Annotated in this window: 10 protein-coding genes; 3 read left to right on the top strand and 7 right to left on the bottom strand. The window is 68.2% G+C overall.

Going from position 1 to position 12155, the window contains the following annotated elements; translation table 11 throughout:
* Positions 1-4 precede the first annotated feature (4 nt).
* The 7 genes from L5G33_RS11035 to L5G33_RS11005 all read right to left on the bottom strand — a co-directional run bounded on the left by L5G33_RS11035 (position 5) and on the right by L5G33_RS11005 (position 8158).
* Positions 5-883 carry an HAD family hydrolase gene (locus L5G33_RS11035; RefSeq protein WP_236998237.1) on the bottom strand — a complete coding sequence of 293 codons (879 nt, stop codon included), beginning with the start codon at positions 881-883 and terminating at the stop codon, positions 5-7.
* Positions 880-3282: a phosphoribosyltransferase gene (locus L5G33_RS11030; protein ID WP_372476888.1), complete on the bottom strand. Its 2403-nt coding sequence runs from the start codon at positions 3280-3282 to the stop codon at positions 880-882. Before L5G33_RS11030 ends, L5G33_RS11035 begins: the two co-directional genes overlap by 4 nt.
* Complete coding sequence (locus L5G33_RS11025; protein ID WP_372476887.1) at positions 3267-4448, bottom strand: HpcH/HpaI aldolase/citrate lyase family protein; 1182 nt, start codon at positions 4446-4448, stop codon at positions 3267-3269. The genes L5G33_RS11030 and L5G33_RS11025 overlap by 16 nt, the downstream gene beginning before the upstream one ends.
* Before the next feature lie 25 nt (positions 4449-4473).
* Positions 4474-5661 carry a hypothetical protein gene (locus L5G33_RS11020; RefSeq protein ID WP_236998235.1) on the bottom strand — a complete coding sequence of 396 codons (1188 nt, stop codon included), beginning with the start codon at positions 5659-5661 and terminating at the stop codon, positions 4474-4476.
* A 68-nt stretch (positions 5662-5729) separates the two neighbouring features.
* Entirely contained in the window at positions 5730-6338 is a 609-nt protein-coding gene (locus tag L5G33_RS11015; protein WP_236998234.1) for a TerD family protein, read from the bottom strand.
* 11 nt (positions 6339-6349) lie between these two features.
* Positions 6350-7456, bottom strand: a complete 1107-nt coding sequence (locus tag L5G33_RS11010) for a DUF475 domain-containing protein (RefSeq protein WP_236998233.1) — start codon at positions 7454-7456, stop codon at positions 6350-6352.
* A gap of 126 nt (positions 7457-7582) precedes the next feature.
* Positions 7583-8158, bottom strand: coding sequence for a TerD family protein (locus L5G33_RS11005; protein ID WP_236998232.1), 576 nt, complete (start codon positions 8156-8158; stop codon positions 7583-7585).
* A gap of 381 nt (positions 8159-8539) precedes the next feature.
* On the opposite strand from L5G33_RS11005, the gene L5G33_RS11000 reads away from it, so the two are divergent.
* The 3 genes from L5G33_RS11000 (at position 8540) to L5G33_RS10990 (ending at position 12056) form a co-directional block, all read left to right on the top strand.
* Positions 8540-10339, top strand: coding sequence for a hydroxysqualene dehydroxylase (locus L5G33_RS11000; protein ID WP_236998231.1), 1800 nt, complete (start codon positions 8540-8542; stop codon positions 10337-10339).
* Between the two features lie 128 nt (positions 10340-10467).
* On the top strand, positions 10468-11403 hold the full coding sequence (locus tag L5G33_RS10995; protein WP_236998230.1) for a hypothetical protein: 936 nt from the start codon (positions 10468-10470) through the stop codon (positions 11401-11403).
* The gene (locus L5G33_RS10990) at positions 11400-12056 is read left to right on the top strand and encodes a hypothetical protein (protein WP_236998229.1); all 657 of its coding nucleotides are present in this window, start codon (positions 11400-11402) and stop codon (positions 12054-12056) included. Before L5G33_RS10995 ends, L5G33_RS10990 begins: the two co-directional genes overlap by 4 nt.
* Positions 12057-12155: the final 99 nt, after the last annotated feature.

Raw genomic sequence — 12155 nt, 5'->3', positions numbered from 1 at the left:
ACCTCTACTTCTCGGCGAACGCCGGATCGGGAACAGGGATGTCCAGAGCAGTGTGGTCGGGAGTCGGGGAGTCAGGAGTGTGGGCGGCGAACCACGCGAGGATCTCCTCGCCGGCCGCGATCCCCGCACGACGTGTGACAGCCAGACCGGGGATCGTCCACCCGGAATCGTGCAGTTCGCCGTGGCGCGGACGGATTGCGTGGTCGGCTGACTCGAGCATGTCGGCGTCCAACCGGCCGTCGCCCGCGGCAAGGACCGGGGCGTCGGCCGACAGGGCACCATCGTCGACGAGACGGCGACGGACCTCGGCGATCGCCGCTGACTTGGTGACCCCGACGGGCATCGCATAGATCTTGCGTCCCTGCTGAGACACCGTCCACCCGCGCGGAACACACCACTCGTTCCAGGATGCGAGGAAATCGGCGGGCTGCCGCTCAGTGTCGACGACGAGATAGGCGAACAGATCGTCCGCGACACGTGTGGCACGGACCCACGACTCATCGATTCGCGTCAGCAGATCGGCATGCAGGTCCGCGAGGGGTACGGACCGGTCCCGGACCCGGGCTTGCAATGCGGCACGCCACCCGACGTCGTCTTCGCCGTCGCACAGGATCCGGCCACCGTTCGAGACCACCGCGAATCGAAACGGCCTCCCCGGCAGCATGATCCGTTCGAACTGGGCGCGCGTGCGCGTCGTGACCGGGACGACCGGGGTGCGCGCGGCCAGAGCGGTCAGCGCGTCGACGCCCGACTGCGTCATGAACGACAGGGGTGCGTCCCGGTAGATCTCGACGCAGACCGAGTCGGGACCGGGCGGTGCGGCCAGCGCCGACTCCGAATAGATCATGGTGCGGTCGAGATCGGTCGCGATCAGGGCGTTCACACGTTCTCCTTGATCAGGCCGACGCACGAATACGCGAGGTCGGGGACCACGTCGACGGGCACGCCGCGTTCGGCGGCCAACATCCGAATGTGCTCGTGCTCGGGGAGATCCGGTTCGCGCACCAGGATCCGCCACGGGACACGGCGCAGCAGGACGCGCGTCGTCTCGCCGATCCCCGGCTTCACGAAGTTGATCGACGACAGTTCGTACCGGTTCTGCATCGCCTCGACCGACGCCCAACCGTCCCAGTGCGGAGTCCGGTCGGCGGTCCGCAGGCGCACTGCCTCAGCGACCGCGTCGTCGGCGACAGACGCGAACGCGGCGGTCACCGCGTCCAAGAAGCGACTCGACGCGTCGAACGGGGCGAGATCGCGGTAGAACTTCGCGCCGTGGAAGTCGCCCGGACCGATCAGCTCATCGTTCAACACAGTCCGCGAGACCAGCCCGGACACCGTCGAATTGAGGCAGGCCGACGCGATCAGGAAGTCGTCGCGTGTCCCGAACAGGCGCGTGCACGACCCCGGGTCGGCGAGCACCGCGAGTTCGTCGTTCAACCTCGCGCCGCCCGCCGCCGCGTACTCGTCGAGCGCTGCGGTCAGCTCCCGCGCGATGGCGCCCTTTCCGGTCCACCCGTCGACGAACACCACCGAATCCGGGTCGTGGCGGGCGGCGATGTAGTCGAGCGCGACGGCGTCGATGCCGCGGCCACGCACGATCGAGACACCGTAGTGCGCCGGGGCGATCGACCGGGTGAAGCGGATCCAACGGCCGATGAGCACCCCGATCGGCGTGCCCGCGCGGGCCAACGACACCAACGTCGGATTCGACGAGCGCTCGGTAAGGATCAACTCGGTGACGGTGCCCACCGCCAGGGCGAGACGACGCGCCGACTCGGCCAACGAGGCGTCGAACAACTCCAGGTACTCCGCGCCCGGCTGGAATTCGACCGGCAGCGACTCCGCATAGTGCGACAGGCCCGCCTGGATTCGGCGCTCGCGTTCGACGACGTCGCCCTCCAACGAGAACTCCGACAGGTCCTTGAGCAGCCACGCGACCTCGTCAGGGGCGTACGAGCCAAAGTCGGGGCTGCGCAAGGGATCTCCGACGGGCGCGAGTCGGCTGCCCTGGCGGGCTCGGGCCACGGTCAGCCGGGCCGGATCGCTCGACGGGATCGTCACCACGACGACGCGGTGCCCGGCCGCCGACAGAACGTCCAAAAGCCCGCCGTCGGCGCGCAACGCGTCGGTGTCGGCCGGATCGTCGAGCACCAGCAGGACGGCAGGTGTCGTTCCCGAACCCGGCGCGGCGACGTTGTAGAGAAAGCGCCGCGCGTCGTCGACGCCCTCCGGCGACGGGAATGAGAAGCCGCGGCGCAGTGGGTAGCCGTCCTCGTCCACCACGTGGGCCGGGGATCGCGAGGTCGTCTGAAACGACGCTTGAACCCCTTGGCGGACAAGCCGTTCAGCGATGCACAACGGCAGATACATGAGTTCTTCGTGGCCGACGACGGTGACCGGCTCGCCGTCGGCGAACACTCCGCGCAACCCGTCGGTCAGGTCGTCCACCGCACGGTGGAACCCAGCGGTGTCGGCGGCGAGGAAGCCGTGGCGACCGCCGTCGGGCACCGCCGCCGGCCACGGAGCCGAGACGAACTCCACGGTCCCCGGCACGTCTGCCGTCGGATTGAGGTCGGCCGGTGCCAACGCGCACACCCGGTCGGTGAGGTCGTCGGGCAGCGACACCGTGCCCGTCGCCAACGCCACGAAGTCGATCACGACGCCGATTCGGGCGGCGGCCGCCGCGCACTCGGCGTGATGATTCCCCGACCGCATGTCGACCAGCGACGCCACCACGTACCGGTCGTGGGGGTCGAGACCGTGCACCGCCTCGACCGCCTCGACCGCCGTCCGCCCGGTGCTGATCTCGTCGTCGACGAGCACCACCGGAACGCTCGGCTCGGTCGCGAGGAGTTCACCGTCCGTGGGCTGCAGCAGGTGGGTCGTGGCGTGCGAGTGCCCCTCTTCGAACGATCCGTGAACGGTCGCCGACGCGACCGCCCGCCGGGTCGAATGCAGATAGCGGGCGGCGCCCATCCGCTCGGCGACACAGTGGCCGAGCCCGGTCGCCGTCTCCGCGAACCCGAGGACCGTCGCGGCTCGAGCGCCCTCGCCGAGGACGGAGACGACGGCGTCGCCGAGCGCGTCCGCGGCCTCGCGCACCCGGGCGGGCGGCGTCGGCAGATGCTTGCCGAGCACCGTCGACACCAGCAGGTGCGCACGTTTCGGATTGCGGCGCAGCCCGAGCAGGACCAGCGCGTCGACGTCGTCGCCGGTCACGGTCGCGCCGAACGCCTCCGCGACCCACGAACGGCCGGTATCGGCGGTCACTCGCCACTCCATTCGGTGAGGAGGTCGACGAAGTTCACGCCGGGGCGGGTCACCCCGAACACGTGCGCCCGATCGACCACGTCGAGCGCCCAATTGCGGTGCGGTTTGAGCTCGTTCATCTTGTTCCCGTACGACGACGCCTGCGCGCCGCCGCCGGTGCGGTCGAGGATGTCGAGCGCATCGGAGTACTCCTCGTCACTGACGCACGACAACGCGTGCACGGCCCCGACGTGGACCGGGTGGATGACGGTCTTGCCGGTGATCCCGTTCGCGCGGTCGAGGGCGATCTCGCGGAGCAGGCCGTCCATGTCCCGGCTCACCAGATGCTGACGGAAGTAGACGGCGTCGTTCTCCCGGAACGGCGTGTGCCGCAACGTCGGCGCGAACATGCGTTCGTGGTTGGCGAAGTACTCCCACACCGGGCCGGTGATGACGAAGCCCGTCCCGTCGCTGCGGCCGAGCATGTTGACGATCGTCGCGATCACGTCGGATGCGACGCGGACGTCGTAGACCGTGACGTCGCGGTCACGGCGGATCCCGAACAGCCCGCAGATGTCGGTCGCGCCGATCCGCACGGCCAAGACTCGTTCGCGGTGCCGGTTGAGGACGTCGCGGATCGCGACGAGTTCGTCGTCGCGCGTCTCCCGCGCGACGACGCGGGCCGTCTCGAGCACCGGCATCGCGTACAGCGGACGATCCATCCCCTGGGAGGCGACGGCGACCGCGTCCAGCGCGGCGGCGCCGGTCCCCGCTTCGAACTTCGGGATGACGAACCCGGCGAGACAGTGCCCGGGCGGGAGCGCAGCCGTGATCGTCTCGATGTGATCGATCGACCGGACTCGCACGAACAGCAGCACACCCGACCAGCCGTCGGCGGCGAACGCCGAGATCGTGTCGATCGTCCGTGCGAGCGCGAACGCCTCGTCGTCGTCGGCGACGGCGTCCTCCAAGTCGATGACCATCGATGTGGCGCCTGCTGCCGCGCGTCGACGGATGACGGCGGCCAGGTCGGGTCGAGTCGCCGGGACGTACAGGGTCGCGCCGAGCGCCATCGCGATGTGCGCGATCGGCGAATCGAGGGTCACCGGCTGCGGTCGACGTCGAAACAGGCGATCGCGCTGCGCATCGTCGAACTGCGGAAAGTGGGTGATCCCACCGGTCACGGTCGTCTCGGACAAGGTCATCTCCTTCGGGGGAGTCGTGTCACGGGCGCGCCACTTGGTCGCGCATCCGGCCGATGATCTCGGTGATGCGGCGGTCGACGGCGCGCAGCTGGGTGAGATAGCTCCAATAGTCCGGGTGGATGCGTTCGAGCGTGGTCCCCGCCCGGTCGATCCGGTCGCTCTGCGCGTCGAGCACCGAACCCCAGTCGCGTTCCAGACCGTGCCCGAGCGCGAAATGCTGCGCATCGCGCACCCGGAACCGCACCTGCGCCGACGCCTCGACCGGATCGCGGCGCACCTCGCGCAGATCCGTCAGACGGTCGAACGCCCGGTCGAGCGCCTCATCGGCGTGCGACAACCGATTGCGTGCCTTCTCTGCGGCGGCGAGCGCCTCGTCCGGTGCGCCCGCGAGCAGTGATCGTGCGCGGTCGAGTTCGGTTGCCGCGGCGGCGAGGTCGGCGCGCACATCGTCGGGCGTCGACATGAGGTCCGCCGAACACTCGGAACTGAACTCACGGAGGAGCGCCGACACCACGTCGGGAATCTTGTCCAGCCGCGTCGTGACGGCATCCATCCGAGTGTCGAGCGAGCGGATGGTCCGGTCCGCGTCGGCGGCCAGGCCGGGCGCCTGCGCGAGCAATTGCTGCACGTTCTGCGCTGCCGCGATGACGGCTTCGCCGCAGCGTTGCCGATCGGCGAGGCCTGACGCCGCGTCGAACGCCGACAGATCGCGGGCCAGACGGTCGGCCGCCGCCCGTACCGACGACAACCCGACGTGTTCGGGAGCCGCCGCATCGAGAGCCGCCAGTGCGTGCGTCGCCGTCACCCGCGCGTCACGATCGGCCTGTTCGGCGCCCGCGATCGCCGCGCGACCGGCGTTCAACGCACGGCTGTGCGCCGCGGAGAAGCGCTCCAACGTCGCCGACACCTGGCCGAAGCCGCGCAGGCACGCGTCGACCGCGGCAGGCGTCGCCTCGGGGGACCCTTCCGCGGACACCGTGAGGTACTGCGAGATGACTGCATCGTACTGGTCGCGCACCGCGTTCCACTCGGCCGACGGAATCGATCCGGCCGACACCGAGCGGGCAGCGCGGACGGCAGGCGCGACCTGGCCCATCGTCGCCTCGCACGCGAAGAACGCGTCCGTCAGCGCCGCGAGCTGCGCCCCGGTGGCGCGGTCTTGCTGCGGCCGTCTGCCGAACAGGCTGCGACGCTGGTTGCTGGACACTCTTCGATGCTATCGATTGCGGTGACAGTCGCCTGATCGGTCGAGAACGACCCGACCGACCAGAACCCTCACTTGCGGCCCGCGGTCCAGTTCATGCCGAAGCCGTACGCAGCGTCGACGTCGCGCTGTGCACCTCGGATGTAGCGGACTTCGCGCTGGACCTGCATCTCGCCGTTCACGTTGGTGAGCATCGCGATGGCGCACGAGATCGATTGGTCGTCCGCCGAGTCCAAGCGGACCTCGACCTGCGGGCCCGACGTCGGCATCAGCGTCACGACACCGTTCGCCGCCGACCAGTTGGGTGCGCCCTCGTAGATGTACGCGAAGATCAGCACCCGACGAAAGCGGTTCACGTCGCCGAGATTGATGTGCAGGTTCTCGCCGCCGACGGAGCCGCCGCTGCGATCGTCGCCGTCCAAGAAGATGAACGGCGGCCGGTCGAGGTCGCCGAACGAGTTGCCGAGTGCCTGCACGACGCCCTTGGATCCGTCCGCCAGCTCGTACATCGCGGCGAGGTCGAGGTCCACGGCCGTGTTGCGTTTGAAGAATCCACGCGACGGGGCCGACTGTGTCCAGTTGAGGTTGACGCGCATCGCGCCCTGCGTCTCACCGCGTTTGGTCAGCGACACCGACGGCGTGTTTTTGTCGAGGGTCACCTTGTTCATGTTGATCGCCATGGTCTGCCGTCCTACTTCGCGTCGATGGGTTCGGAAATGGGTTCGGGTGCTTCGGCGGCTTCACGCCGCTTCCTGATGATGCTGGTGATCAGCGCCGCAACGATCAGGACGACACCGACGAGGCCGGTGACGACCTCGGGGACATGGGTGCCGATCGAGTACATGAGGATCAACGCGAGCGCGCCGATCGCCCAGTGCGCACCGTGCTCGAGGTAGACGTACTCCGACAAGGTGCCCTGACGGACCAGGTACACGGTCAGCGAACGGACGAACATGGCGCCGATCAGGCCGAGGCCGAGGGCGATGATGATCGGGTCGGCGGTGATCGCGAAGGCGCCGATCACACCGTCGAACGAGAACGACGCGTCCAAGACCTCCAGGTACAGGAACAGGAAGAAGCCCGCCTTGCCGGTCGCCTTGACCAGGTCGGACGGTCCCGACGAGTCGTCATCGTCCTCCTCGGTATGAAACAGCGAACCGAGTCCGTCGACCACGATGTAGGTGATCATGCCGAGCGCGCCCGCGATCATCACCGTGCTGGCTTTGCCTTCCGGCGCGATGTAGCTCGCGGTGATGACCAGGATCGCGGTGGCGATGACGACGTTGAGCATGTCGAGCTTGCCGATGCGGATCAGCGGGCGTTCGATCCACGAGAGCCAGGTGATCTCCTTGTCCTCGAAGATGAAGCCGAGGAACAGCATGAGAAGGAACATGCCGCCGAACGCAGCGATCTGCGGGTGCGCGTCGGTGATGATCGTCTCGTAGCTCGGGTCGCCGTTCGCGAAGTACGCGGCGTCGCCGGCGGGCGGGTTCAACGCGAGGTCGAGGGCGTCGACGGGATTGAGCCCGGACGCGAGCCAGACCACGGCCAGCGGGAACAGCACGCGCATGCCGAACACAGCGATCAGGATGCCGACGGTGAGGAAGATCTTCTGCCAGAATTCGCTCATCCGGCGGAGCACAGTGGCGTTGATCACGGCGTTGTCGAACGAGAGCGAGATCTCGAGGATGCCGAGGATGAGGGTCAGGAGCAGTGCTTCTGGCCCGCCGTAGATGAACGCCACCACCAGCGAGACGATGGTGATGAGGAACGACAGACCGAATATTCGGAGGATCACGTGCGGGGACGGCCTTTCAGGTGGGGTCGGCGCGCGTCTGCGGTGTGCAGGGGCTCAGCGTCGCCGGTGCAGGCGAGCGCACCGTCGGAACCGACGGCGCGCTCGCAGCAACGGAAGAGTCGGTCGTCAGACGTTGACGCCGAAGTCGCGGGCGATGCCCGCCAGGCCCGACGCGTAGCCCTGACCGATGGCCCGGAACTTCCACTCGGCGCCGTTGCGGTACAGCTCGCCGAACACCATCGCGGTCTCGGTCGACGCATCCTCCGAGAGGTCGTAGCGGGCGATCTCCGAGCCGTTGGCGCGGTTGACGACACGGATGAACGCGTTGCGGACCTGGCCGAACGACTGGCTGCGAGCATCGGCGTCGTAGATCGAGACGGGGAAGACGATCGAGTCGACCTCCGGGGGAGTAGCGGCCAGGTCGACGTTGATCGCCTCGTCGTCGCCGTCGCCCTCACCGGTGGTGTTGTCACCGGTGTGCTCGATGGAGCCGTCCGGGGAGCGCAGGTTGTTGAAGAAGATGAAGTGCTGGTCGGAGACGGCCCTCTTGTCGGTCTTGAGGGCGATCGCGCTGCCGTCGAGATCGAAGTCGGTGCCGGTCGTGGTCCGCACGTCCCAGCCGAGGCCGATCGTGACGGCCGTCAGGCCGGGGGCCTCCTTGGTGAGGGAGACGTTGCCGCCCTTGGTCAAGCTCACACCCATGTGCATTCCCTTTCAATCGGCGAGCTGGATGCTCGGTGTCGACGCGTACCCCGAAGTCCGGTGCAGCGTCACTGTATCGGCGTCTGGCGGTGTCAAGTGGTACGAGAAGTCGGACATTTGAACGAGAGCGGGCTTCCCAGAGGCCCGAAACGTGCGTCTGCCGCCCTCATTTCCCCAGATTAGCGTGAACTGGCCTCGTCGGCATGGGGGCGATTCCCCAAAGTCGGTGCATCGGATGGATCCGAAGACACGGCCGGTGAGCGTGGAACACGCGGCCGGTGAGACTATTTTCAGAATCCGTCCCACTCGGGAGTAGTCAGTGGTACACATCACAGACAGCGGCGTTGCTTCGGACGCCGCATCCACGGGACGGGGAACCCCATGAACGACGAACGTGACTCGATCACGCGCAGAACGGCTCTGAAGGGCGCGGCGGCCGCGGCGGTGGCGACCGGAGTGCTTGCGGCGAACCCGTGGGCATCGCAGGCGACGGCCGCCCCTCGGAAGCGATCACGACGCGACGTCGCGATCTTCGGAGGCGGGATGGCTGGGCTGTCCGCCGCCCACGAGCTCGTCGAACGCGGCTTCGCCGTGACCGTGTACGAGCCGAGCAGGCTGGGCGGCAAAGCATTCAGTCACGACGTCCCCGGCACCGCGAAAGGCGGCCGCAAGGCGCTGCCGGGCGAACACGGATTCCGCTTCTTCCCCGGCTGCTACCAGCACGTCCCGGACACCATGGAACGCATCCCGGTCGCCGGTGGCGGCAACGTTCGCAGCAGGCACCTGGTGAACGTCGAGACTGCAGTCATCGCATTCGACGACGCCGGATACGCGCCGACGACTGCGCCGACGTCTGCGATCGGCATGCTCGAACATGCGGGGCCGATCGTCGATCTCGACAACCTGCGCAACGCGCTCACCACCGGGCTGAGTTTCGTCCGCGACATCTCGCCGCTCGAGCTCGCATACTTCGTCAACCGTGAACTGATCTTCGCGACGAGCTGCGACGAACGACGGTACGGGCAGTGGGAGAAGATGTCGTGGCGCGAGTTCGTGAAGGCCGACAGCAAGTCACCTGCGTACCGGCGCTACCTGGCAGGAGCCCTCACCCGGGCTCTCGTCGCGGCCAAATCGGAGACGGCATCGGCTCGCACCATCGGCTCCATCGGTCTGGCTCTCGCGACGTCGGCCACCGGACTCGTACCGCAGTACGGGGCCGGTCCGATCAACGGCGGTGTCGACCGGATCCTCAACGCGCCGACCAACCACGCGTGGATCGACCCGTGGGTCGCCTATCTCAAACGACGCGGCGTCACCTTCGCGATGAACCAGGGCGTCGCCGCGTTCGAGTACGCGGGCGGCCAGATCACCGGCGCGCGGCTGACGTCGGGAGCCGCCGTCGACGCCGACTGGTATGTCGCGGCGATGCCGATTGATCGTCTCGGCCCGCTGCTGAGTCCGGCCCTGCTGGCCGCCGACCCGTCGCTCCGCGGGATCGGGAAGTTGAACGACGATTGGATGGTCGGCATCCAGTTCTATCTGTCGCGGCGCAGCGTCCTGCCGCCCGGCCACATCGCCGCGCTCGGCACGCCGTGGGCGTTGACTGGACTGTTCCAGGCGAAACCCTGGGGTGTCGACTTCGCCAAGAAGTACGGTGACGGCCGCACCCGCGACTGCCTGTCCATCGACATCTCCGACTGGGACGAACCCGGAATCCTCTACGGCAAGCCCGCCAAACGCTGCACCAAGAAGGAGATCGCCAAAGAGGTCTGGGCGCAGATGAGCCGCGCGATGAACGCGGGCGGAAAGAAGATCCTGCGCGACGACGAGATCGTCGCCTGGTCCCTCGACCCCGGGATCAGTTGGACCCCGAAGATCACCAATGCGACGCCGCTGATGGTCAACACGGCAGGCTCGTACGAACACCGCCCGCACGCCCACACAAAGATCCCCAACTTCTTCATAGGAGGCGACCACGTCCGCACCAACATCGACCTCGCGACCATGGAGGGCGCCAATGAGGCGGGCCGGCGGGTCGCCAACTCGATCATCGCCGCATCCGACAGTCCGGCGAAGGACGCCGCGGTGCACCCGCTGTGGGAACTGCCCTTCCTCGAGCCGCTGAAGGCCGAGGACCGCAAACGGTACCGATCTGGGCAGCGACACGTCCTCGACGTCTGACGTCTCGCGCGTCGTTCGAACGGTTCACAATCGCACCGCGTTATGGCGTGTATGTCGATGATCGGCATTACGCTCCTGACACCACAGTGCCGCGAAGGGGTCGGCGCCGAAGAGAAGGAGACAGTCGGATGCAGCCGTTCATCCAGGGGGCCGGGCCGGGACCGCAGCCGCCGACCGGACCGATGCCGGGCTACCCGCCGACGGGTGGTCCGCCGCGCACATCGTTCGACATCGGACGGGTCGCCTCGGGCGCCACCGTCGTCGCAGGCGTCATCGTCCTGTTCTGCTCACTGCTCGACCTGTACTCGATCACCGTGAATCCGGGCAAGGTCGACGATTCGGTGAATGGGACGGTCGAAGTGGGGATGGGCTTCTACACGATCGTGCCGTTCAACGCACCCGTCGTCGCGCTCGCCATCCCGGTCCTGATGCTCGTCGCCGCGGTCACCGCGCTTCCGGGCCTCCTCGGCCGCCGCCAAGGCTCACTCGTGTCCGCGGTCAGTGCGATCGCGGCGACCCTCCTCGGCCTGGTGCTGATGATGTCCAACCCCTTGCCGGGCGTCTCCCTCAGCGGCGACCTCGAGAAGGAGGCGTCGGAGGAACTGTCCGACATCGGCGTCCAGTCGGTCGACGACCTCGTCGACCGCGTCGTCGACATCGGTCCGGGCGCCGGCCTGATCATCGCCGTCGTGTTCGGATTCGTCGCATCGGCTGCCGCGGGCATCGCCTACTGGCGCAACGGCGGCGACCAGCCGCACCTGCTTCGCGGGCCGGAGTTCGCCGCACCGGCGGGTCCGCAGGCCGGAGCCTTCGCACCCCAACCCCCGATGCCCCAACCCCCGATGCCCCAACCCCCGATGCCCCAACCGCCGATGCCCCAACCGCCGATGCCCCAACCCCCGATGCCGGGCTGGGCCCCGACGCCTTCCGACCAACCGCCTTCCGACCAGCCGCCTCCCGACCAGGCGCCTTTCCAGCAGCCTCCCTCGGCGCCGTTCGAATCTACGCAGATCGCGCCGATTCCGCCGCAGCAGCCGCCCACCGGCCCCGCGGGAACGCCGTGAACACCTCGCGGATGGTTGCGGGCGTCACGTCGGTGCTGGGGCTCGTCGGACTCGGCCTGACGATGCTGCCGTTGATCTCGATCGACGTCAGCGGACGACTCCTGAGTCTGCTCGGCGACGAGGACTTCCTGATGTACCTGCTGTTCGGCCAGGACACGTCGCTGACCGAGTACTGGGATCGCACCTGCGACGCGTACGACGTGAACTGCCCGGGCTCGGGCGGCGCCCAGATGGACGTGACCGGCTACGACGTCATCGCCTCCGGCTACGCCGCGGCCGCGCTTATCCCGATCGTGCTGGCGCTCGGCGTCGCTGTCGGCGCCCTCTACGCGTGGCGCGGTCGCGACTGGCGGGTCTTCACATTCCTGAGCCTGGCCACCGCATCGGCGCTCTTGGTCCTGCTGTTCACCTGGCTGCACCCGTCGGTCGCCGTCTCAGGAACCGGCGAACTAGGACAGTTCGACACGGGGGCCACGACCGAAGCCACCGGATCGGAAGCCACCCTGTCCGTCGGTGCGGGCCTCTACCTGCCGGCAGCCGTGCTGACCCTCATGTTCGCGCTCACCACGTGGCAGGCTGTCGCGGCGTCAAACCTCGCGCGCCGAACCCGGCCGCGCCTCACCCGCGTGCCGATGGCTCCGACTTTCGGGTGAACGCAGTGACGTGCGAGGTCGAGTGATGCAAGACGTCGACGGCACGGCTCACCCCGGGGGGCGCGGCGGCGGCGGGGGGGTGGGGTAGGGCCCGGCGGG

It is taken from the genome of Gordonia liuliyuniae (genome assembly GCF_021738805.1).
Classification (GTDB): Bacteria; Actinomycetota; Actinomycetes; order Mycobacteriales; family Mycobacteriaceae; genus Gordonia; species Gordonia liuliyuniae.
Note: the sequence above shows the minus strand (reverse complement) of the source record. Positions and strands in the feature narration are given on the sequence as shown.

Coding starts and splice junctions, on each gene's coding strand:
- L5G33_RS11030 (WP_372476888.1), bottom strand. CDS start 3,282: ATGGAGTGGCGAGTGACCGCCGATACCGGCCGTTCGTGGGTCGCGGAG.
- L5G33_RS11015 (WP_236998234.1), bottom strand. CDS start 6,338: ATGGCGATCAACATGAACAAGGTGACCCTCGACAAAAACACGCCGTCG.
- L5G33_RS11005 (WP_236998232.1), bottom strand. CDS start 8,158: ATGGGTGTGAGCTTGACCAAGGGCGGCAACGTCTCCCTCACCAAGGAG.
- L5G33_RS11000 (WP_236998231.1), top strand. CDS start 8,540: ATGAACGACGAACGTGACTCGATCACGCGCAGAACGGCTCTGAAGGGC.
- L5G33_RS10995 (WP_236998230.1), top strand. CDS start 10,468: ATGCAGCCGTTCATCCAGGGGGCCGGGCCGGGACCGCAGCCGCCGACC.